The organism is Nostoc sp. (genome assembly GCF_036919595.1).
Lineage (GTDB): Bacteria > Cyanobacteriota > Cyanobacteriia > Cyanobacteriales > Nostocaceae > Nostoc.
Window position 1 is genome coordinate 62,713 of the sequence record NZ_JBALCO010000141.1, and the last position, 21,790, is coordinate 84,502.

At 41.1% G+C, this 21,790-nt stretch carries 21 protein-coding genes and 1 pseudogene; 7 read left to right on the forward strand and 15 right to left on the reverse strand.

What is annotated here, in order from left to right; all coding sequences use genetic code 11:
• Positions 1-736: 736 nt before the first annotated feature.
• Positions 737-877 (reverse strand): hypothetical protein, encoded by a 141-nt coding sequence (locus V7K21_RS21160; RefSeq protein WP_335177193.1) that lies wholly within the window; start codon positions 875-877, stop codon positions 737-739.
• A 481-nt stretch (positions 878-1,358) separates the two neighbouring features.
• Between V7K21_RS21160 and V7K21_RS21165 the strand changes: the two genes are divergently transcribed.
• Positions 1,359-1,631, forward strand: coding sequence for a hypothetical protein (locus V7K21_RS21165; protein ID WP_335177194.1), 273 nt, complete (start codon positions 1,359-1,361; stop codon positions 1,629-1,631).
• On the opposite strand, the gene V7K21_RS21170 is transcribed toward V7K21_RS21165, so the two are convergent.
• The 5 genes and pseudogenes from V7K21_RS21170 to V7K21_RS21190 form a co-directional block, all read right to left on the reverse strand.
• A complete protein-coding gene (locus V7K21_RS21170) occupies positions 1,611-1,745 on the reverse strand; it encodes a hypothetical protein (RefSeq protein ID WP_335177195.1) in 135 nt (44 codons plus the stop codon). The genes V7K21_RS21165 and V7K21_RS21170 overlap by 21 nt on opposite strands.
• Positions 1,746-1,878: 133 nt before the next feature.
• Positions 1,879-2,517, reverse strand: a complete 639-nt coding sequence (locus V7K21_RS21175; RefSeq protein WP_335177196.1) for a histidine phosphatase family protein — start codon at positions 2,515-2,517, stop codon at positions 1,879-1,881.
• Positions 2,518-2,752: 235 nt separating this feature from the next.
• Positions 2,753-3,133 (reverse strand): annotated as a pseudogene (locus V7K21_RS21180) (hypothetical protein).
• A gap of 384 nt (positions 3,134-3,517) precedes the next feature.
• Positions 3,518-3,700, reverse strand: coding sequence for a CsbD family protein (locus tag V7K21_RS21185; protein ID WP_273768282.1), 183 nt, complete (start codon positions 3,698-3,700; stop codon positions 3,518-3,520).
• A 336-nt stretch (positions 3,701-4,036) separates the two neighbouring features.
• Complete coding sequence (locus V7K21_RS21190) at positions 4,037-4,501, reverse strand: hypothetical protein (protein WP_335177197.1); 465 nt, start codon at positions 4,499-4,501, stop codon at positions 4,037-4,039.
• A gap of 253 nt (positions 4,502-4,754) precedes the next feature.
• Here V7K21_RS21190 and uvrB point away from each other — a divergent pair, with 253 nt between their 5' ends.
• From uvrB to V7K21_RS21205, 3 genes are all read left to right on the forward strand, one after another.
• Complete coding sequence (gene uvrB / locus V7K21_RS21195; protein ID WP_335177198.1) at positions 4,755-6,752, forward strand: excinuclease ABC subunit UvrB; 1,998 nt, start codon at positions 4,755-4,757, stop codon at positions 6,750-6,752.
• Positions 6,753-7,020: 268 nt separating this feature from the next.
• Entirely contained in the window at positions 7,021-7,602 is a 582-nt protein-coding gene (locus V7K21_RS21200) for a Uma2 family endonuclease (protein WP_335177199.1), read from the forward strand.
• Between the two features lie 96 nt (positions 7,603-7,698).
• Positions 7,699-7,929: a hypothetical protein gene (locus tag V7K21_RS21205; protein ID WP_335177200.1), complete on the forward strand. Its 231-nt coding sequence runs from the start codon at positions 7,699-7,701 to the stop codon at positions 7,927-7,929.
• A 22-nt stretch (positions 7,930-7,951) separates the two neighbouring features.
• On the opposite strand, the gene V7K21_RS21210 is transcribed toward V7K21_RS21205, so the two are convergent.
• From V7K21_RS21210 to V7K21_RS21225, 4 genes are all read right to left on the reverse strand, one after another.
• On the reverse strand, positions 7,952-8,572 hold the full coding sequence (locus tag V7K21_RS21210) for a hypothetical protein (RefSeq protein ID WP_335177201.1): 621 nt from the start codon (positions 8,570-8,572) through the stop codon (positions 7,952-7,954).
• Between the two features lie 3 nt (positions 8,573-8,575).
• Positions 8,576-8,923 carry an STAS-like domain-containing protein gene (locus tag V7K21_RS21215; RefSeq protein ID WP_335177202.1) on the reverse strand — a complete coding sequence of 116 codons (348 nt, stop codon included), beginning with the start codon at positions 8,921-8,923 and terminating at the stop codon, positions 8,576-8,578.
• An 18-nt stretch (positions 8,924-8,941) separates the two neighbouring features.
• On the reverse strand, positions 8,942-9,856 hold the full coding sequence (locus tag V7K21_RS21220; RefSeq protein WP_335177203.1) for a hypothetical protein: 915 nt from the start codon (positions 9,854-9,856) through the stop codon (positions 8,942-8,944).
• A 91-nt stretch (positions 9,857-9,947) separates the two neighbouring features.
• Positions 9,948-10,568 carry a tetratricopeptide repeat protein gene (locus V7K21_RS21225; RefSeq protein WP_335177204.1) on the reverse strand — a complete coding sequence of 207 codons (621 nt, stop codon included), beginning with the start codon at positions 10,566-10,568 and terminating at the stop codon, positions 9,948-9,950.
• A gap of 374 nt (positions 10,569-10,942) precedes the next feature.
• Here V7K21_RS21225 and V7K21_RS21230 point away from each other — a divergent pair, with 374 nt between their 5' ends.
• Positions 10,943-11,662, forward strand: coding sequence for a rhomboid family intramembrane serine protease (locus V7K21_RS21230; RefSeq protein ID WP_334970782.1), 720 nt, complete (start codon positions 10,943-10,945; stop codon positions 11,660-11,662).
• A 126-nt stretch (positions 11,663-11,788) separates the two neighbouring features.
• Positions 11,789-12,460, forward strand: a complete 672-nt coding sequence (locus V7K21_RS21235; protein ID WP_335177256.1) for a rhomboid family intramembrane serine protease — start codon at positions 11,789-11,791, stop codon at positions 12,458-12,460.
• Between the two features lie 86 nt (positions 12,461-12,546).
• Here the strand turns inward: V7K21_RS21235 and V7K21_RS21240 are convergent, their stop codons facing one another.
• The 5 genes from V7K21_RS21240 to V7K21_RS21260 all read right to left on the reverse strand — a co-directional run bounded on the left by V7K21_RS21240 (position 12,547) and on the right by V7K21_RS21260 (position 19,654).
• Positions 12,547-14,721 (reverse strand): GumC family protein, encoded by a 2,175-nt coding sequence (locus V7K21_RS21240; RefSeq protein WP_335177205.1) that lies wholly within the window; start codon positions 14,719-14,721, stop codon positions 12,547-12,549.
• Between the two features lie 109 nt (positions 14,722-14,830).
• The gene (locus V7K21_RS21245; RefSeq protein WP_335177206.1) at positions 14,831-16,186 is read right to left on the reverse strand and encodes a polysaccharide biosynthesis/export family protein; all 1,356 of its coding nucleotides are present in this window, start codon (positions 16,184-16,186) and stop codon (positions 14,831-14,833) included.
• A gap of 399 nt (positions 16,187-16,585) precedes the next feature.
• Positions 16,586-17,308, reverse strand: a complete 723-nt coding sequence (locus V7K21_RS21250; RefSeq protein ID WP_335177207.1) for a cyanoexosortase B system-associated protein — start codon at positions 17,306-17,308, stop codon at positions 16,586-16,588.
• Positions 17,309-17,503: 195 nt separating this feature from the next.
• On the reverse strand, positions 17,504-18,397 hold the full coding sequence (gene crtB, locus V7K21_RS21255) for a cyanoexosortase B (RefSeq protein ID WP_335177208.1): 894 nt from the start codon (positions 18,395-18,397) through the stop codon (positions 17,504-17,506).
• A gap of 63 nt (positions 18,398-18,460) precedes the next feature.
• Positions 18,461-19,654, reverse strand: coding sequence for a DegT/DnrJ/EryC1/StrS family aminotransferase (locus V7K21_RS21260; protein ID WP_335177209.1), 1,194 nt, complete (start codon positions 19,652-19,654; stop codon positions 18,461-18,463).
• Between the two features lie 552 nt (positions 19,655-20,206).
• Here V7K21_RS21260 and V7K21_RS21265 point away from each other — a divergent pair.
• Complete coding sequence (locus V7K21_RS21265; protein ID WP_335177210.1) at positions 20,207-21,760, forward strand: GAF domain-containing sensor histidine kinase; 1,554 nt, start codon at positions 20,207-20,209, stop codon at positions 21,758-21,760.
• Positions 21,761-21,790 lie beyond the last annotated feature (30 nt).

Below are 21,790 nucleotides of genomic sequence, written 5' to 3' on the forward strand. Positions count from 1 at the left end.
GCGTAGGCGTAGCCCGCACTTCTCTACGAGACGCTGCGCGTAGCTTGCTTCCACGTTCGCGTAGCGTCCCGCAGGGAAGTGGTACGACATACGGCGTTGCTGAATCATCGAATGATTTCGCCCAATTTGGAACGAATTATCAATGGTTTCAAGCGCCGATTCATCCTGCATTTATGCAATGCCCGACATACTTCGACTGCGCTCAGTACATGAAGCTCAGTGACCACCGCAGACATCGCAGAAATATGATATTTTTCTGCGTTCAACTAGTACAGGTCGGCGTCAGTTTGCTTACCTTCAGCAAGGGGATTTTGCCCCAAGGCTTATTACATTGTTATATTGAGGTAATATCTGAATTTACGCCGTGCTGTACTTGTAGATCATCTAACAGGCTGATAGGCATTTCCATAATCTGGAAATGACCTATGCACCTTACAAGGAAAGAAAATTTGATTACTTTCTCTAAGTATAATTACCACTAGTTCAGGACTTAATACAATCTGTCTTTAGCTATAGAAAATATATATCTTTAGACTTAGCCGGAAATTTACAACTCAGTGTAGACAAGGCTTTTGACAGCGGACTATAATGTGTCTTCGATTAACCTAGCAATAAGGGTTTGACATATTTGATGAGAGTTTAGTGTGGGATGGGCTAGTACCACAAGGCGGAAGTCACACATTTAAAAGTCAAAATGCTTTAATTTTAGGCTTTCTGGCTGTTTTAAAAGGTAGGTTTATTTTTGCCGATCTGTACTATGTTGATTCAGATCCCTGACTTCTTCAAGAAGTTGAGGATCTCGCAGCCCTTCAAATAAGTTTTGTTTAAGCATTGGTTGCGATCGCGCAAAGCGCACTACCCTAAAGAGCGATCGCATAAACTTTTGCCAAAATGTTGTAACTGTAAGGCTTATTGCTATAACCTTAAGTCTTAATCTCGTAACTGTAAGGCTTAATGTCGTAACCTTAAGTCTTAATCTCGTAACTTTAAGTCTTAATCTCGTAACTTTAAGGCTTAATGTCGTAACCTTAAGACTTAATCTTGTAATGTTGGTGACGACAAGACATTTACTTATAACTGCGATCGTTAATTCAAGAATTAATAAATTCTCTCTAGGTGATTTTCTCAGGGCGGCCGCATCATGTCAATAAGACTATTCTATTCTCAATAGACTCAAGAATAATCTCATTAAGCCCTACTTATTGATAAACATTTTAGCGATTGCTTTGAGCCTTGGAAAATAAATAAAGCCAGAAATACTGATTTTTCGTTGGGTCTTAATCTTGGTCTTGATCAAGAGTACTTTAGATGCGTTTGCCCTGGTGATTTTCTAGGAGATATCGATTATCGTAAATAGCATGAATCCCCAATTAACCTCTGTCGAAATTCAAGAAATTCAGCAACTTCTTCAAGGCGATACTTCAACGCAACCAGCGCTGACTACTCTGCAACAATATAACGGTGATTTGGAAGCGAGTTTTGATGCACTTTGGCAAGAAAAGTTCGGCAAAACAGATTATGGCAAGGGTAAATCGCTATTACAGCTAACTCTCGATGAAATACGCACTGAAATTTGCGGTGATGATGGTTTAAGGGGCAAAATCACGGAATTATACCAAAAACCCTGGTAGTGCTTGTTTGTTTAATAGTGTTATTGGTTCACTGGTGATTGTAGCTGCTGCACATGGCATACCGATTGATGGTGCGTAGGCGTAGCCCGTTGTAGACATCGCCACAATTGTCATATTATATATTTGAAAAATTGGGATAAATGTTCTCTGCAAATATACTGAGCCAAATAGCGAGGGAAAGCAAGTTAAAAATAATAACTCCTAACTCCTGTACAGACGCGATTAATCGCGTCTCTCCTAACCCCCCTCATGTCCCCGGTAAATTTCGCAACCGCTGATCCAAATGAGTCCGGTCTGCCAAAGCCTTCAACAGCGGCCCATGTGAAGTAAATTCTACAATACTCACCGAAGCAACAGGGCATCCCAAACGAAAACGGAAGCGTCCGACATCAATCCCCAATAAATTACACAGAATAATTCTGATAGTTGCCTTGTGAGAAACCACTAACACATTCCCACTGCTGTAAAGACTCTTGATTTCTTCAATTACCTGTATAGCGCGAGAAGCAATTGTAACTGCCATTTCTCCACCATTTGGCGCATACCAAGCTGGATCGGCTGACCAGCGAATATAATCATCGTGATATTCACGGCTAATTACTTCTGGCGTTTTTCCTTCCCACAAGCCATAATTAATTTCCTTCAAACCATCTCTAAGTTGTGGTTCCATCCTTATCGCTTCAGATAAGGGTTTTGCTGTCAATACAGTTCGGCGCATTGGACTACAAAATATTGCTGTCCAATCCATAGAACTATATGCCTCTGCAAAAGCCTTTGCCATCTCCAAGCCTTCTGGAGTAAGTTGTGAGTCTATAGAACCGCAAAAGGAATTATTGCGACTGCATTCTGTCTGTCCGTGACGGAGGAAATAAATAGTTAGGCTCACTGTATATTCTCATGTATTGTGAATTTAAGAGCGCTAACAATCAGATATAGCTGAAGATAGTTAATGCCTGTGGTATATTACTACATTTTTTTGAGATTAGGAGTGATTTTGAGATTGAGCAAAGTTACCGCAGCTGCGTCTGTTGTGTTTCCTTTTCGCGCTGGACGTTTTTTAACCATAATTTTAAATCCCGATTAATCAAACTCTCATCAAGTTTTCACTGCAAATACAGCCATTAGCTATATTTAACTTGATTAGTCTGAGTGTGATATTCAGTAGTCAAAATCAATTTCTTATCAGACGCATAAATCAAAACCTTTAAGTCCTGATTGGGGAAGTTCTTATAAAAACTTTGAGCCAGGGATTTTGCTAATGGTCATACTTCGTTAGGACGAACTTTAGGAAAAACAACAATACCTAGTTTATTGTTATTACGAATGTAAGCGTCCTGAACTAATCTCTGAGATGTTTGCACAACGCAGTTACCAAAGGTTTGTCCTCCTGGGGTATTGCCTCGCTCTAACTCTGTATAAGTTACATCTCGGCCAATTGCTGAGGGGATAGTTGAGCGGTCAATTTGTGACACCGTACCACCACCACAGGCGGTAGTTATCATCAATACTCCAATTAAGACAAAAGTCGCCAAAGATTGGCGACTTTACTGAAAAAGAATCATTTTTTTACTTCAGAAAAAGACATTTTAAACAGCAGATAGAATTAGCTGTATATTTAAAATAATTACTTGCTTTTATCATATATTTGGAATTTATAGAGGTTATTACCCTACATTTATAAATTCATTTTTTAATGTAGAGACGTAATTTATTACGTCTCTACAAAAGTTATACCAATCAAGCGAACCCTTTATCTTTCAACGCTTGCTAAGAGTAGAAGAAAGATGTATGGCAGTGAATTTTGAAACCTTCATACATACTTTTTTGCAAAAAGGGAATCCATCCCATTGATATCCCTCATGTTTCTGCAAAAAGTTTTTGAATTATTAGTCAATATTTTTCTTTACGCCATCTTTTACGTCTTCAATCCCGTGACGGACTTCGCTTTCAGCTTGTTTTGCTTTACCTTTTGCTTTATCTTCTGGATCTCCAGTGATATTTCCTAATGCTTCTTGGGCTTTACCTTCAACATTTTTAGCAGCTGCTTTTGCGCGATCTTCGATGCTCATTTTGTACTCCTGATTTAATTAAAAAAATATCTCAAAGCTATAAATTAACTTTGAAATCTTTTTGTTATTACTTTTACATAATAGCTTAGATTTTTTGCTAAAGCCTTCCACCACAAGGCATATTCAATAATTCTGAATTTGTAATTCAGAAAGTTAGTATTAGTAAGCGTTCTGGCTGTTGGTTGAATATAAAAGAAAGCAATACCAGTTTAGTTACCTATGCTAAAAGACATAGAAAAAGTGCAAATATTGCCATCTCTGCTTTTGACTGTTTAAATAAAAAAACCCAGTTCCGTACAGAAGCTGGGTTAATAAAGTTATGAGGACATTTTTTATCTAATCTAGAAAACCCATCAGGCTTTCAGGATTGTCAATCTCATTTGATGCTATCGGACGGTTCCCGAATGTTGAATAGCTTTCATCAATTACCAATAAACTTGAGCCAATTGGACGAATCCCAGAGAGATTAATACTTTCAACCACTTGAAGTGTATTAGCACCAATTGGACGAATACCCATTGCATTATAGGTTTCAACGACTTCCAAGTGACTGGTGCTAACAGGACGTACCCCAGCAATTGAGAGTTTTTCAGCAACTTCTAAGTCGCTAGCGCCTATGGGACGAATTCCAGAAATGGCCAGTGTTCCAGAAGCTCCTACTGGCAGTTCATTGACTTCCTCGACTTTATCTGCATCCAAGTTCTTGTCATGTTGATTTTCAACTTCCTCTATAGTTTCCTCTAGAGACTTGGCATGCTTTTGCCGAGAACTGGTTGCTTTGCCAGTGTTGCTATTAGTCATAAACGAACACCTCTGATTTGTTAATTGAATTTTACAATAATTAAGGAAAGATGAAATTTTTTCCTATATATCTTAGAGTTTAACCTTAAAAAACCTCATATAGATATAAGAATCTTTCAAACTGATACATAAGTAAAACTAAAGTATTACATTTTGTAAAAAAATATTACCATTTATTTAGTTTAATAAGCCAGCTACAATGGATACAGGGCGAAATCGTCACCATGAGATCGGGTATTTCCAGCAAAACTGTATGACAGAATTTTGTCTTCAAGCTCCCTTTAGTCCCACAGGCGATCAACCACAAGCGATCGCCCAACTGACCGCTAGTATCCAATCTGGTAATCGTTACCAAACTTTACTAGGAGCCACTGGAACTGGCAAGACATTTTCAATAGCAGCAGTGATTGAGAAAATTGGCAAGCCTACCTTAGTTCTGGCGCATAACAAAACTCTTGCTGCACAACTTTGTAATGAGTTGCGAGATTTTTTTCCCAACAACGCAGTCGAGTATTTCGTCAGCTACTACGATTATTATCAGCCAGAAGCGTATATTCCCGTTACCGATACTTATATTGAAAAAACGGCAGCGATTAATGATGAAATTGATATGTTGCGGCATTCAGCGACGCGATCGCTTTTTGAACGCCGTGATGTCATCGTCGTTGCTTCCATCAGTTGCATCTATGGTTTGGGAATGCCAGCAGAATATCTGAAAGCTGCCATCCCCCTTAAAATAGGTATGGAAGTAAATCAACGCCAAATTTTACGAGATTTGGCAAATGTTCAATATAGTCGCAATGACATAGAAATGGGTCGGGGAAAGTTTCGCGTCCGAGGTGATGTCTTAGAAATTGGCCCAGCTTATGAAGACCGGATTATTCGTGTCGAATTTTTTGGTGATGAAATTGACGCGATTCGCTATATTGATCCAGTAACAGGTGAAATTCTCAAGAGTTTGGAAGCGGTGAATGTCTACCCTGCACGTCACTTTGTCACCCCAGAAGAAAGGTTAGAAGTAGCTTGTCACGACATTGCAGCCGAGTTAAAACAGCAAAAACTAGACTTAGAAGAAGCTGGGAAACTATTAGAAGCGCAACGCATAGATCAACGTACACGCTATGACCTAGAAATGCTGCGCGAAGTAGGTTATTGCAACGGCGTCGAAAACTATTCGCGTCACTTAGCAGGAAGACAAGCTGGAGAAGCACCAGAATGTTTAATTGATTATTTTCCCAAAGATTGGTTACTAGTTATCGATGAATCTCACGTTACTGTGCCACAAATTCGCGGCATGTATAACGGTGACCAGGCGAGAAAAAAAGTTTTAATTGAACATGGATTTCGCCTTCCTAGTGCTGCTGATAACCGTCCTTTGAAAGCCGAAGAATTTTGGCAAAAGGTGAATCAGTGTATTTTTGTTTCAGCAACTCCCGGAAATTGGGAATTAGAAGTTTCTGAAGCTCATGTAGTTGAGCAAGTAATTCGACCAACTGGGGTAGTTGATCCACAAATTTCTGTGCGTCCTACAGAAGGACAAATTGATGATTTGTTGGGAGAAATTAAAGATAGAGCCGATCGCCATGAACGAGTGTTAATTACCACATTAACCAAGCGGATGGCGGAAGATTTAACCGAGTATTTGCAAGACCACAGTATTCGGGTACGGTATTTACATTCTGAGATTACTTCTATTGAGCGCATTGAAATTTTGCAGAACTTGCGCGAAGGTACATTTGATGTATTAGTTGGAGTAAACTTGCTGCGCGAAGGCTTAGATTTACCAGAAGTTTCCTTAGTAGCAATTATGGATGCAGATAAAGAAGGGTTTTTGCGAACCGAGCGTTCCTTAATTCAAACTATTGGTAGAGCCGCGCGTCACGTCCAGGGACAAGCGATTTTGTATGCCGATAACCTAACAGGTAGTATGATTAAAGCCATTGATGAAACAGACAGGCGGCGTGGTATTCAAACGGCACATAATCGGCTGCATGGGATTACACCACAACCGATTGTGAAAAAATCAAGTAATGCGATTTTGGCTTTTTTAGATGTATCTCGGCGGTTAAATGCAACTGACTTAAAAGTTGTAGATGAACATATAGATGAACTGCCATTAGAACAGATTCCGGGGTTGATTACTTTGTTAGAAGCGCAGATGAAAGAGGCAGCGAAGAAACTGGAATTTGAAGAAGCGGCAAAATTGCGCGATCGCATTAAACATCTGCGGGATAAAATGTTAGGACGTTAACGTGAATCTTATGCTGACCAATATTCGCCTAATTAGTGTTCAATAATATCACAAAATGGCGGAAATAGGTATTTTTTATCCTGAAGATAGCTTTCGGTGATTGTGCGATCGCAATTCAGGAATTATTGCGAAAAATCTAGGAGGCGATCGCCAGAAAGCATCTGTTAGATAAAATGCTGGGACACTTATTGCTTGGTCAGGGTAGCAATAAAGAAAATGCGCTTTTTTGGCTATCTTAAATAAAGTGAATCATTAAGAGATTGCGCCGATGCTTGCTTTACCCGATCGCATTTTGATGAGTGCAGAGGAATATCTGGTTTGGGAACCCACCCAAGAGGAACGCTACGAATATTGGGATGGTGAAGTTGTAATGATGAGTGGTGGTACACGCAACCATAATCGGATTTCTCTGAATTTCTCGAAGCTTCTAGATGATGCTCTAGCCGATGGCACCTGTGAAGTTTACATTGTAGATGTAAAAGTGCAGGTAGAACCAAGGCAAAAGTATTTTTATCCAGATGTGGTCGTGACTTGTGATGAACGCGATCGCGATCCACAATTGGTACAATTTCCCTGCTTAATTATCGAAGTACTATCACCTTCAACGGAAGCAGCCGATAGAGGGAAAAAGTTTGCCAAATATCGCCAATCTCCAACCTTGCAAGAATATGTCTTAGTACAAGTAGCTCAACCTGTTGTGGAAGTGTTTCGGCGTAACGAACAGGGGAAATGGGTGCTGTCGGAGTATAATTTGGGCGATAAATTGCGACTGGAATCGGTGGATGTGGAAATAGCGATCGCTCATTTGTACCGCCAAGTGCAATTTGAAACCGAAGCAACGGACAATTGAATAGATGATCGCATTTCTCAAATCCTTACCTGAATTGCTTAGTGTGATATGAAGTTAATATTTCTAGCTATCGTAATTGGGTAAATTCTGTAGATAATGAAGCTGATTCGTTTTGTGAACTGTGTAGCGATTGGATTGATGACCAATAATTTGGTGTTGCCTAGCCAGCTAACAAGTCGATGGAGCGGACAATTGAGATATTTTGGTGGTGAAGGAAAGGTTACCTACTGCCGCTCATCTTGGGCGTTAGGTAACTTAGGTTATCTGTGGAGGCACGACCGGGAAGTTTTCTTTTCGAGGCGATCGCATTCAACATCTGCCAGATAAAATGCTGGGACGCTAAACTTTATTAGCGCACCATTAACTTATTCTGTGAAGCAGCTTCCTGAATTGCATACTTGTTGCTTGTAAAGACCTGAATACCAGGAACAACACTATAATCAATGTCATCTGTGATAATTTTAATTTGTCCTGCTCCTGCTCTACTAATCGCTTCTAAGAGCAGTAGGTCATAGCCATCAACAGCTTGAGTTTTGAATCGGTTGATGGCTGCATCAGTTGTTGCATCATCTACTGTTAGATCAATAGGAACAGCGATCGCCTTAACCCGACGCCAAGTAAACTGAACTTCAGCAACGACATTCGCCCGTTCTATTGGGTCATTATGACGATATTCTTTGATTGGTAGCCATCCATAAGATTGGATATAAATCTCATATTCGGTCTTCTCAATGATATGAGCAAGCTCTGCTAAAGTAAGCCCAGAGTAGGTTAGAGTAGCTCCGTTTGAAAGTGCTTGATTGAGATAGTTGGGATAATTGTTGAGTTGGTAAGATTTAGCGCTAAACCCAGCATTTACATAAGCGTACCAAAACCAGACGTTTGTATCTACGAAGAAAATATCACCTTGCTGTGAAGTATCAGTTTTGATGTTGATGACATCAGCTTGGATCTTGAGGTTAATCGCCATACCTCAAGGAGTTACAGCTATATTTGTGATCACTGTATCCACAGCAGTCCGATATTTCTCATCAGAGTAATATCGTTTGGCATTAGCCATTACATGTTCCAGAACATCCCACCCATCAGCGTTGAGAGAAGTGAATTCAACTAGCTGGTTCAGTTTGTCTGCTGGAATGTCCTTCAACAATTGACCAAAGGCGAAGTTCACGAATGGAGACGCAAAAACTTTCACGCCTGTAAAATCCAACTCTACAGGTTCGCCAGCTAGCAAAAGTGGATGAATCTGGTCATATAGTTTCTGTCCGCCATCAGCAGTGATGGCATATTCTCCAACAATATCGTAAATTTTGTATACCATTTCTCTATCTCCCGCTCTCTAGAATATTCGCTTCCTGAGTTGAGGAACTTCAGAAGCTAGACAGTAGTAGGACTCATCACATCGAAGGGCAATATTAACTAGCGTCCCCGAAAAACTAGTACATTTGTTTTCATATATGATTCCATTATCCCTTATAGTGACATACCCGTCATTACTGAAAATCATCAAGTTTCCATGATTTTTTTTGACAAATTCTTGTAGTAAATGTAAACCTTCACCCTGTCGAACACCATTCTGCTTTGTGCTATTTCCCGGCTGGAATGCCCACTCTAGAGCCTCAGTAGCAGTCATGGCTGAGTTTTCGGGTAAAGTGCGAACTCTATTAGGGATACCAATACCAAAGTCGATAACCGTTAACTGGAGCGTACCTGCTTCGGGATAGTTTTGACCGCAGCTAAACACGCCTATTGCAGACTGGCTATGCTCAAAGGCATTGAAATATATTTCTACGACTTTTCCTGTAATTGCTTCCTGTAATCCAGGACTGATATTGACCCAACCTTTGCCTAGCCACTTGTATCGTAGGTAATCAGCTATAGCTATAGGGTCATGCTGGCGATCGCTCCTAAAGGGGATAGAGTTACCATCCCAAGGTTCCCAATTATAGCCAAAATCGCATAAAAAACCATTCTGAGCTAAGTTAGTATGAATTTTTTTATCGGTAAGTGTATTCCAGTCGAAAGTCACATGACTACCATTAGCTTCAAGCAGGCGAACCATTCCCCCTAGAAATGCAACACCGATATGTCCCAGAAATTCGCAATAGTTAAAATTAACTGTAACTTTTAAGTCGTCTTTAGAAAGTTGCGTAATGTCATACCAGTCTCTAAAAAGTCTATCAACATAACGAGGATGGTCGTAGATTGTGCGTACATATAGAATTGGGGGCTGAGTTTTAGCAAGTAACAGCAAGGCAACTCCAAATGCTTTCTATAATTGTGAGTAATTTGTATCAATAATATCCTCAATTCAAAAAGGCATCCTTTAGGACATTAATACTCAACTATATCCAGCTTCGCAATTTTTTGTGTACCTGCGCCAGGTTCCACATATAGTCATCAATTTTGTAATTATCAGCAGCTTTAACTATATAATCCTGAGCTAAATCAAGATTATTCTGAGGTTCGTAATATAATCCCAAGTAAAGATGACTATAAAATTTGCCGCTCTCTCCTTGTGATTGACCAACAGTTAAAACATCATCTGGGGTACAATCTCCCGCATACAAATCATATACACGCTGCATAATACGTCGAGGGTCATTTTTCACAGTTAATAAAGAATTACGTGCCTCTTCAACACCTAACGAACGAGCTATGCAGAGATATCGCCATACTGTTTCTTCTACATCTTGAGCATTCACTGTCAAATCTATTTCAAATTGTTGAGCGCCCTCAGCAAATCTTTCTGCATAATAGTACGATAATCCACGTTGCCAGAGGTAGGCTTTGATACGGATATCCAATTGCTCTGCCATATCAAAATCTTGAATAGATTCATCAATCTTGGCTAGCTGAAAGTTAACCATGCCTCGGCGAATGTAAGCATTATGATTTTTCGGCTGATTGCGAATGGTTTCGTTCCAGCGCTGGAGTTGATTTTCCAGAGAATTTGAGAAAAACATGAGTTGCCAAGCCTATATGGAAGATTAACTAGCATATTTTCAGCTTTCGGGAGAGTACGTCAATCCCTTTTTCAATCTTCCAAATATTAGGTGTTGCTGATTTTCTGAAGCGTTAACTTTAAAAAACTGTTTCATGTCAAACGCTTTCTTCTCTACGTGGAAATTTATCACATGACTACTGCTTCACAGATTTTCTAGATCAATTGCGCTAGCTTGCAATTTTGCCAACAAATCTTGATAGCGCTGTCATTATTGTTCTAACTCAAGAACTGCTGTTTCCTTTGTAAAAGTGAGATCCATCCATGAGGTAGAAGAAACTACTTACAGAATTCAGTATTGTAGAGTTTGTGTCTTAAAATCAGGAAAAAACGCCCGTGGTTCCCATTAGAGATAATAATCCTACAAAAATCACGCCTTATGTGACTTATGGACTGATTGCTGCCAATGTCCTTGCTTTTCTTTATGAAGCAAATCTTCCCCCACAAGCATTAAATGGGTTTTTACACCTTGCGGCTGTAGTTCCACGAGAACTCACTTTAAGCTTTGCTGGTACTTCTCTACATCAACCAGTGCCAGAGTGGGCAACTTTGATTACCTCACAATTTTTGCACGGTGGTTTCTTGCACTTAGCTGGCAATATGCTGTTTCTCTGGATTTTTGGTAACAACGTTGAAGATAAATTAGGTCATGCCAAATATTTACTGTTTTACTTATCTTGCGGTGTTTTGGCATCCTTAACCCAGTGGTTCTTCGCTCAAGATTCTAGCATTCCTTCTTTGGGTGCAAGTGGTGCGATCGCAGGCATTCTGGGAGCGTACATTCTCCGCTTTCCCAACGCCGAAGTTCTCGGCATAGTCCCTTTAGGGTTTTTCTTCCCAACTTTCCGTGTCCCGGCATATTTCTTTTTGGGATTCTGGTTTCTCGAACAAGCCTTCTACGGATTTGCTAGCCTCGAAACACCTACCAACATCGGTATGGAAAGCGGCGGTATTGCCTACTGGGCCCATGCAGGCGGGTTTATCTTTGGGGCAATTCTCGGCCCACTCTTGGGTTTATTTAACGATAAATCCCAGGAAGAATCCTGGTATAACTAATTCTTCATAGTATCGTAGTGACCCTCAATTATCCTGATTGATTTAGTAGGTGAAATTGCTTAACCTTCGCAACTACTAGCCTTACAAGCTATATTGCAGTTAATTAATAATTTAGGAAAAACACCTGTGTTTCCCCTCTACGACGAAAATCCGACGCGAATCACCCCGTATTTCACCTACGGGTTAATTGGCATGAATACTTTAGTTTTTATTCACGAGGCGAGCCTATCACATGCACAATTGAATCAGTTTTTAAGTCAGTATGCAGTAATACCTCAAGAGTTAACCACCAATTTGAGTGGAGAGTGGATAACGTTATTTACATCGCAATTCTTACACGGCGGTTGGTGGCACTTAATCTCTAATATGTTGTTTCTCTGGATTTTTGGCAACAATATTGAAGATCGATTAGGTCATGCCAAATATCTAATTTTTTATTTGGTGTGTGGTGCTTTAGCTGCTTTGTGCCAATGGTTCATTGGCATGAATTCTGAGATTCCTTCCTTGGGGGCAAGTGGTGCAATTTCTGGGGTTTTGGGTGCGTACATTATCCGCTTTCCCCAGGCTAAAGTCATGACCTTAATATTTTTGGGGATTTTCATCACCACAATCAGAGTTCCAGCACTAGTAATAATTGGACTGTTTATTGTGCAAAATGTGATATCCGGTCTTGCTACCCTGCAAACAGCCGCTCATATGACTGTGCAAACTGGTGGAGTTGCCTACTGGGCCCACATTGGTGGTTTTGTTTTTGGGATAATTCTTGCTCCTTTATTTGGGTTGTTTAGGCGCGACTAAGTAATTCAAAATTAAAATTTTCACTGTGCAACGCCGGAAAAACAATTACCAATTCGCCATCTACCTTTGGAATATTTGGGAAATTATTAGTTTTTCCTAGCACCCGCTGAAACTTCTTCTGATTCTTGTACCTCAGATGCAAATCTTGATGATTGTACGACTTGTTCAGGTACAGAAACGATGATATCAGTACCATTGATAATTACTCCTAATAACCCCAGTTCCGATTCAACCAATTGATCAATAGCTTCACCTAGCATGTTCTCTTGTGTATAGTGTGGTCGCGCCACAAGTACAATACCATCGCTGTAAGGTTGAATTAACAAAGGGTCATTGGATATACTGAGGCAGCTTGTATCTAAAATAACTAAATCAAAGCGTTCGCGGACATCTTCCATCAGCCGCCGCATTTCGCTGGATTCAAGAATAGCAGCGGATTGCCGCACAGGGCCAGGGCTGGGAAGAATGTATAAATTTTGAACATCAGGAACTAAACGAATACATTCACTTAAGTTAGCGTAATAACGCAGGGGTTCAATACTAGCGTCGGGGTCAGGAATTACTTTTAGGGATGTACAACGGGAAGGCGATCGCAAATCTGTTTCGATAATCAAGGTTCTTTTACCAGCACGGGCAGAAGCGATACCCAAGTTATAAGCACTTGCCGTCTTACCTTCTAGGCTACTGGTACTAGTAATCAACACTACCTTTAAGGTTTTGCCACCAATCCGACGCAGATTACTGCGGAATTTCTCATAAAATTCTAAATAAGGAGAATCCGCAGAAAGTACCACTGGCACTGCTTCTTTATCCAAATCATCAACTGTCATTAAAGGCAATTCTCCCAACAGTGCCACTTCCCGTTGCTTGAGGCTCTCGCGGATATCCTCCCTGGTTTTGAAAGTTCCTTCCAGCGCTCCCAGTAAAAATATCACCCCGCCACCAACCAACACACCTAATAAACCACCCACAGCAAGGGTAATAGGTACACTCTTGGGTGGTTTGACATCGACAACGACTGTGGGGCGTCTGGCAATGCTAAGGCTGCTGGTAGTTTCTGCCTCTGCGGTTTTAGCATCAGTTAGCTTCGCCTGCATTTGGTCATAGATGGCTTTTTTGAGTCCAACCTCTTGTTCTAAACGCGATCGCTCTAATTGCTTATTGGGTATAAGAGAATACTCTCGACGTAGTAGTGCTTCTTGTTGAATTTCTTGAGCTAGTTGTTGTTGAAGCGTCTCCCCCTGCGTTTGCAACGCCACCATCTGGTTTGCCAATTGCTGCCGGGCTGGATCTAAGCTACTTTGGGTGCGAATACCTGCAACGCTACCCTGAAGTGGAGCCGCCGTACCATCACCACCTAACACCTCAGTGGCACGTTGTTGCAGCAATTCCTCAGCAGCTTGTTTCTGACGCAACAATTGAATCATTGTTGGGTGTTCTGGTCGCAAATCTTTTCTGAGTAGGGCGATTTGCGATTCACTTTGATAAATTTGCGCTCGTAAATTACCAATAATTGGATCGGCACTCAAAGCAGAAGAAATATAAGCTTGTCCAACTGTTAAGCCTAACTTATTTTGTATACTGCGAACTTGACCATCAACCCCAGAAATAGTTAATTGAATTTGCCGTTGGAGATTTTGGCTAGCAGTAATGGCGCTTAACAAACTGCCATTCTCTGCTGCCAATATTGCCGTTCGCTCTATGCGATCGTACTGTTCTAACTTCTTTTCAGCAATTTGCAATTCCCGTTTAGCTTGTGGTGTGCGATCGTTAATCTTTCGAATAATTGCTTGTAATCGCCCAGTATTGATATCACTGCTCAACTTAATCATTGCTTGCATCAATTCCGCCAAGACCTGTACAGCTCGTTTGGCGTCACTATCTACATATTTCAATTGCAAAATACTAGATTCCAATTCTCCAGTCTTGGGGTTTTTTTTAGGTATAGAAAGAACGACATTAGTACCGAGCTTATTCGGTTTGACATCGACTTTCTCTGCCACTGCTGCAATTATCTCGTTTGATAGTAAAACTTCCTCATTTAGTTCTTTTCCTTGCTGTTGGATTTGACTACCAGTTGCCGAGAAAGAAACTGGTGGACCACTATAGGTAAGTGCGGCAGATGCTATGTAGCTAGTAGGTGGCTCTGGCTGCATAGCCACCACAGTTGACCCTGCTACAATTAGAGCAAAACTAGCTAGTCCAATCCACTTATACTTATCAAAAGCAATAAGATAGCGCTTAACAATTGGTGGGGTCATGGCAGGAGAATATAGAATCAGTTATCAGTTATCAGTTTTTATTTGTCACCCTCATCTCCTCTTCTCTCACACCTGGCAACAATCGGTGAAAAGGTGAGAGTCACTAATTTTATCGATTGCCACCGAAATCGTCAAAAAACCGGAGAAAGGATTGAACATTGAAGAAAGGTTGGGTAATGGTAGTCAGGAAATTAGTAATTTTACCGATGAGGTTCCGACCAACAACAAGAACATCATTATCTTGAAGCGCCACATTTTGAGACGCATCGCCTCCTAGAGCTTTTTTTGCATCAAGTTTCTGGGTAACAGCTTTACCTCGTTCCGGATCAAAGCGAACCAGAGCGATATCCCGGAGATTAGCAGTATCAAGATTTACTCCTCCCAAAGCATCTACAAATGTACTGCCGTTAGGCAGTGCTTGAATGGAAAGACCTCCTGCTGCGTAGTTTAAAACCCGGACTTTAATCTGTGGTACTGCTAAGGATGAACGTGCTACTAAATTGCGATCATAACCGTCATCATTACCAACTTCACGACGGGGGATAAGTATCGCATCTCCGTCTTGTAAGCGTAAATTAGGAATTGAACCGCCATTTTGCAGTGCTGCATATAAGTCAATAGTTTGTGAAATCACAGAACCATCGATTAACTTGCGGCGGACTTGTATTTGTCGCAGGTCTGCATTCAACGTTGAACCACCAGATATTAGCAAGGCATCAGCAACGCGGGGTGTTGATGAATTAATCGGATAAATTCCTGGTCGAAATATTTCCCCGCTAATGGTAACTTGAACTGGTCGCGTTCCTGCCAAGGATACAACTACGATTGGATCTGGTACAATGCGACTTAAACCTAAGCGAATTTTTTCTTGAGCTTCTTCCAAGGTTAAACCTTGTAATGATACCGTTCCCACTTGCGGCACTACGATGTTACCTTCTGGACTAATTACAGCTTGAAAACTTAAGTCTTGACGCTGCGTTGCTAAGGCTAAAACTATTACTGGATCAACTACATAACGATTTAAACCCAAGCGAATTTTGTCTTGAGCTTCTTCCAAAGTTAAACCTTGTAAGGAAACTTTTCCCAGTAGCGGCACCACAATGTTACCTTCTGGGTTGATTAAAGCTTGAAAGCTCAAATCTGGAAAGCGCTGAACCGAAACGCTAATTCCATCTCCTATTCCTAAGCGGTATGGCCCAGGAGGACGCTGAAGCACAACACTAATTGTATCTCCTGGTCCTAAGAGGTAGCGGCTGAGTTGTGGCGAAATTTCGTCATTTGCACCTGGAGGTACAACCTCAGTACCCGGCACAGGCGGGGGGGGTTGTCTTGGTGATTGTCTTTGAGATGGAAAAGGCTGGGCAACAACAAGTTGGATAGGTGTTGTTAAAAAAACTCCTACTTGAAGACTGACAAAACACAGGGCGCTGAATGCACGCATATAAGAACTAGGATCTATGGACATTGGTGCAGGAAATACTGATATAGGAATTAGTCGCGCCGAGTGGTTATTTTACTCTATGAATGTTCTAAATGTCTTTTGTGTCTGCAAGAATTTACCAATCAATAAGAGGAAAATTTTGCAGATTTTAATGTTTGCTTCATATTTTAGCCGAGTTTCAGGCTGAAAGCAATTATAAAGGTACTCATGACAATACCTTCGCCAAAAAAAGAGTATGAAGATATAGGGCTGATGTAGTAGAGTTGTTGTCTTCCAAAACGACAACTCAAAAACCACAAACAGCTGATGTTCGATATCGTAATTTACATTTAATCTCCAAGTTGCTTTGTGATTCAGCATTATACTTGCTTTATTAAAACCCGGAACCGCAGCGTCGTCACCGCAAATATGGTGTAACATACTTTACAAAGGGCCTGCCATCAATACAGCTTGCACTGTTTCTCCAATAGACTGGGCTAAAGACCAAGATGTTTCTACCTGCCCTAAAGGTTCTATTGGAATCAGAATGCTCACGCCTACCCAAGGAGTGCGTTGCTTACGCCACTGTGCCAATTGATCCTCTAAAAACCAGTGTAAAGGTGATGGATTTCCGCCGTCTGGCATAGCGTACCATTGTAAGACAGCGAAGGTTTGCTGTGGTGTGGAGGCGCGAAAGAACCTAGCTTCTACTTGAGTTTCCAGATTAGAAGCCAACTTTGTAGGCGGTTTGACAGTAAATTTCGCAGAACGAGATTGAGCTACATCCCACTTTCCCCAGCGTGATCTTCCCCAGCCGTTAACATCTGTCCACTCTACCTCTGGTTGATCCATAGGTCCATTTTGCGGCAGCAAAAGCAGGATTGCCTGAGATTGGGAACCTTCTTTTTTAATTACCTGCAAAGACCATTTATGTTCGCCAATTAGCTGTTCTGCTTGTTCAATAGTTTGCCAACCAGGAAGGGCTAACCCAGTCTTGCGGATGTGTTTTAACTCGTTGAGGGTACTAACAGGTGGCGGTTGTTTCCATTGCCAGTGTCCTGTCACGTATCCGGGAACCCCTCCCATTGCCAGCAGCAGTAGCAATAATAAAAGTGCAGCTACCTGACTCAATTGGTTTTCTTTGAAAAACTTAGAGAAGGAAATCATCAGTAAAATTTATAATATTTAGGCAAAATTTTACTTCATAAAATCACACCGTGAGTTCAGTAATATTTATGAGCAGAGAAGAAGCAGGGGAGCAGAGGAAGAAGAACTATTGATTATTAACCCATGCCTAATACTTCTCTACGAGAGGCTGCGCCAACGACGCCGCTCAGTACAAGTGCCCAATACCCAATGCTTCTAACTTTCTCCTTCTTGCTGAGTTTCTAGAGATGTTGAAAAATAGCTATTAATCCCATTCAGTAAGGGCACTAGTGACACCAGCATACAAGCAGAGTAGAGGTCACCACCCCAACCCTCATGCAGCCATCTAAAAGCCGCTTCTTGACCTGTGCCGTGAAAGAAAGTCAGTAAAGTGTTACGAATGATATTGGCAGTAGTACTAACGATCGCAGCAATAGATAAAAACGATATAGTTGTGCGACGTGAAGACAAAGCGTCTGTCCAATAAAGCAGCATCAAGCCTACGTAGAGAGTAGTAAACAACATTTTCAGCCCTGCACAATAGGGGGCAACTTCCACAATCCGTCCTCCCACGTAGAGATTTATCTCATCTACGGTTACTTGCATACCAAATTGATTCAGTATGAAGCCTGCCGTACCAGCGATGAAGCTTTGGAGAGGCATACTATAGGGAGCAATGAGATAGGGCACTGCTGTTGGAGTTGCCAAAAATACTAGTAGCAAGGGGAATCCTTGCAATCGCAAACCTGGTATTCCCTTAAACCACAAGCATAATCCTGCCAGTATAACGGGCAAGGAAAGGTTAACCCACTCTGTAACACCGCTCAGATAAAAGACTGCCCCTAATAACAATAAAACAGCGCCCAAAGGATGGATGGTATCTGGTAAACGTGTCCACTTTTTCCGGTTCATCCAGCCCAGATAAGCAGCAAATGGTAAACCAATGATCCCGTGGCTGAAATATTCGTGTTCCGTACTGATATTTTTGTGCAGCCAACCATCCAACCAGTGAAGCAATATAGGAGCATAAAGCAGCAGCAAAACGCCTAAAATAGCTAGATTTAACAAGCCTGACGCGTTTCTGTTTTTAACCTGTTGCTGGAGTGCCATGATTTTCAGTAATTCAAAAACTGTCAGTAGTCAGTGGTCAGATTTTTTGCCATTGAATTAACTTTAGGCTACCACGCTGCCAAGGTCAGCAGGGCATGAATTATCTGCCTTAGAACTTGCTGATACTGCATTGGCGATCGCTGTAACAACTTCTTTTACTTGGCTACTGCTTAAACCAGGATACATCGGTAATGATAATATTTGCTTCGACAGTTTTTCTGAAGAAGGAAAATCTCCAGGCTGATAGCCTAAGTTGGTGAATGCTGGCTGGAGATGACAAGGAATTGGGTAGTGAATGCCAGTTTGAATTCCTACTGCTGTTAATTTTTCCTGGAGTAGCTGGCGTTCTATTGGGCAAGAATCATCAATTTTAATCACATAAAGATGATAAACGTGTCCTGTAGCACTTTGGTTTTCCATAGGGATAATGCCAGCAGTTGCTAAGGGTGCTAGTTCCTGATCATACTGCTGGGCAACAGTCAGGCGATCGCGATTCCACTGTGGCAAATATGGTAGTTTCTCGTGCAATACCGCTGCTTGTAAAGTATCCAGACGGCTATTTGTACCTGCTTCAGTATGAAAATACTTTTGCGATGCCCCATAATTTCGTAAGCGCCTCATCTTTTCGGCTACATCTGAATTTCGTGTCAGCAGCATTCCCCCATCCCCAAATGCTCCCAAATTTTTGCTGGGATAGAAACTAAAAGCTGCTGCTATTCCTACTGAACCAGCCTGATATCCATCTCTTTCGGCGAGGTGTGCTTGTGCTGCATCTTCAAAAATTAGTAGTTTATACGTATCGGCAAAGTTTAATAATTCGCGTGGTGATACCATCTGACCATAGAGATGCACAGGGATAATTGCTTTGGTATGAGGCGTAATTGCCTTTGCTGCTTTTCTTAAGTCAATTAAAGCTGTTTGGCGATCGCAATCTACTAAAATTGGCTTCGCACCAGCCCGTTGTACCCCAATCAAGGTTGCTATAAAAGTGTTTGCTGGTAAAATCACTTCATCACCAGCACCAATATTACACGCTTGCAATCCGAGAGCGATCGCATCTGTTCCTGATGCAACACCAACTCCATATTCTGCCCCAGACACTGCCGCAAATGCTGCTTCAAAATCTGAGAGGGCTTGCCCTAAAATAAAATCTCCCTGTTCCAGTACAGATTTAATTGCATATTGCAATTGCGTTTGAATTGGTTCATGTTGTAACTTTAGGTTTACAAAAGGAACTCTAATAGTCATTTTATTCATTACCAGTTGTCCTTAAAAAAATATTCCTTACATGGAAAAAATAGAAAAAGCTGCACAGTTTTCAGGATGAAATTGTAAGAGGTTTAATCTATTCGATAGAGACTTATATTAACTATCTAGGATTGTCAACCATCGGTGCTAACTGTTATCAGTAAAAATGGCTACAGAAATTACATAAACATATTTTTTATAAGTAAATTTACTTCCAATATGCCAGTCAGAAATTTTTCTTCTGGACATAAAAAATGACAGCCCCTTTGTATTGTATCCTTAGCATTAGGTTACCCTAGCTGAATCCAAATCTAACGCAGTCTGATTGCAAAATCTCAAGCATTAAAGACTACACTAGTGCTAAATAAAGAACATTCAGCATCAGTAGCTAAGAAGTTGTAGATACCACGTTACCGACTTAATGGAACGGATAAAAAATTTTTGCCCCAAATTTGTTTGTCACAGGCAAAATTAGGGAATGCTTAAAAATAGCAATTGATAACCCAGAAATAGGGCTTATATCAATTACAGTATCGAGAAATTATTAAGGTAGCAGTGGCAATGATAGAGCCTGAAAACAAATTATTTGCCCTAAAGGATGGTTGGGATTCTCATGAATCAAGAGAACAACAACGCCTCAAAGCTTTGTCAGATTTAGGTTTGCGACAACCAGAAACGATTCCGGTTTTTGAAGAAGCCACACAGACTGCTGCCCACTTTTTGGAAGCACCAATTTCCATATTGGGATTTATAGATCAAGAACGCCACTGGTTTAAGTCGGCAGTGGGCTTATCTAGGCTGGGACTAATGAACCATTTGGCACAAAGCCGCCAACTGTCACCTCGGGAATCCTTTTGTACTCAGGTAGTAGAAAGTTTCCAAACGTTTGTAATTAATGATACACATAACATTATAGATCCAGCACTTGCTAGCAGTAAGTTGGTGCAGGATTATGGTATTCGTGCTTACTTAGGAGTGCCACTGATTGATGCTGAGGGACATTGTTTGGGTGCATTAGAGGTGATGGATTTAGTGCCGCGCAATTTTACAAACCGAGACATTGAGTTTTTACAAATCATAGCTCGTTGGAGCATGAGTGAATTTGAACGTAACCGACTCCTGCAAAGGAAACTCGAATCAAGCACTTCCAAGAGCGCTCCAATATTTTCACTCAATGACGAACGTAACGCTGAGATTAAAATCACCCCACGCACTAAAGATAGCGACTCTATTTCTACCAAGCAGCTGAAACTGGAACTTTTGGCTCAACTAACTCAGGAGTTACGCACACCCTTAACATCTGTACTTGGTATGGCTAGTGTTTTAGGACGTGAGATTTATGGGCCTTTAATGCCTAAACAGAGAGAATATTTAGAAATTATCCAACACAGTGGTCGCTACTTACTTTCTTTAGTAAACGAAATTACCGAACTAGGAGCTATGGATGAAAACTCAACTGTGCTGAATCTAGCTCCTGTGGATATCGAAATGCTGTGTCAACAAGCTATCAATACCCTAGAAGAAGCGGCTAATCGCCGTGAGCAAGATATTCGCCTCTCTATAGAACCGGGACGCAATCGCATTTTGCCTTTAGATAAAGACAAGGTGCGGCAAATCCTTTACCACCTGGTTTTCAGTGTAATTCAACTTTCGGCTACAGGTAGTATTGTTCGCATTCATGTCTCTTACAAGGAAGATACGCTCAACATTACTATTTGGGTTTCCCATCCCTGGCTAGGGGACGGGATCACTGAGGTTGATCCCTACTTCCGTCTCAATTCTTTGTCGTTGCTGGAATTGACAGGTGAAGTAGCAAGTTACAATACTCGTGCACAAAGCCAGGAGCAACCAGATATTTCATCAGTAGAAGTGGACAATTCAAAAAACTTGAGTGATTCCCACGCAAATTTATTTGCTGCTAGTTCAGGTATAAATTTAGCTAAATCACACGGAAGCCTTACTCGTGAAAGCTTGGGTCTATTGCTAAGTTGTCAACTGGCAGAATTGCATAGTGGACATATTTTAATTCAAGGTTCACCAGAATCAGGATATCGTTATGTGCTTTGTTTACCATTGCAGCTGGCGACTTCCTCACAAGCAATTAGCGATGTCTGATTGCAGCCAGTAGGGAACATCTTACAGGTG

What these genes read in the sequence shown, in the direction of transcription:
- V7K21_RS21160 (WP_335177193.1), bottom strand. Translation starts at nt 877, where the DNA reads ATGCGATCGCTCTTTAGGGTAGTGCGCTTTGCGCGATCGCAACCAATG.
- V7K21_RS21165 (WP_335177194.1), top strand. Translation starts at nt 1,359, where the DNA reads ATGAATCCCCAATTAACCTCTGTCGAAATTCAAGAAATTCAGCAACTT.
- V7K21_RS21170 (WP_335177195.1), bottom strand. Translation starts at nt 1,745, where the DNA reads ATGACAATTGTGGCGATGTCTACAACGGGCTACGCCTACGCACCATCA.
- V7K21_RS21185 (WP_273768282.1), bottom strand. Translation starts at nt 3,700, where the DNA reads ATGAGCATCGAAGATCGCGCAAAAGCAGCTGCTAAAAATGTTGAAGGT.
- V7K21_RS21190 (WP_335177197.1), bottom strand. Translation starts at nt 4,501, where the DNA reads ATGACTAATAGCAACACTGGCAAAGCAACCAGTTCTCGGCAAAAGCAT.
- uvrB (WP_335177198.1), top strand. Translation starts at nt 4,755, where the DNA reads ATGACAGAATTTTGTCTTCAAGCTCCCTTTAGTCCCACAGGCGATCAA.
- V7K21_RS21200 (WP_335177199.1), top strand. Translation starts at nt 7,021, where the DNA reads ATGCTTGCTTTACCCGATCGCATTTTGATGAGTGCAGAGGAATATCTG.
- V7K21_RS21205 (WP_335177200.1), top strand. Translation starts at nt 7,699, where the DNA reads ATGAAGCTGATTCGTTTTGTGAACTGTGTAGCGATTGGATTGATGACC.
- V7K21_RS21210 (WP_335177201.1), bottom strand. Translation starts at nt 8,572, where the DNA reads ATGGCGATTAACCTCAAGATCCAAGCTGATGTCATCAACATCAAAACT.
- V7K21_RS21215 (WP_335177202.1), bottom strand. Translation starts at nt 8,923, where the DNA reads ATGGTATACAAAATTTACGATATTGTTGGAGAATATGCCATCACTGCT.
- V7K21_RS21225 (WP_335177204.1), bottom strand. Translation starts at nt 10,568, where the DNA reads ATGTTTTTCTCAAATTCTCTGGAAAATCAACTCCAGCGCTGGAACGAA.
- V7K21_RS21240 (WP_335177205.1), bottom strand. Translation starts at nt 14,721, where the DNA reads ATGACCCCACCAATTGTTAAGCGCTATCTTATTGCTTTTGATAAGTAT.
- V7K21_RS21245 (WP_335177206.1), bottom strand. Translation starts at nt 16,186, where the DNA reads ATGTCCATAGATCCTAGTTCTTATATGCGTGCATTCAGCGCCCTGTGT.
- V7K21_RS21250 (WP_335177207.1), bottom strand. Translation starts at nt 17,308, where the DNA reads ATGATTTCCTTCTCTAAGTTTTTCAAAGAAAACCAATTGAGTCAGGTA.
- crtB (WP_335177208.1), bottom strand. Translation starts at nt 18,397, where the DNA reads ATGGCACTCCAGCAACAGGTTAAAAACAGAAACGCGTCAGGCTTGTTA.
- V7K21_RS21260 (WP_335177209.1), bottom strand. Translation starts at nt 19,654, where the DNA reads ATGAATAAAATGACTATTAGAGTTCCTTTTGTAAACCTAAAGTTACAA.
- V7K21_RS21265 (WP_335177210.1), top strand. Translation starts at nt 20,207, where the DNA reads ATGATAGAGCCTGAAAACAAATTATTTGCCCTAAAGGATGGTTGGGAT.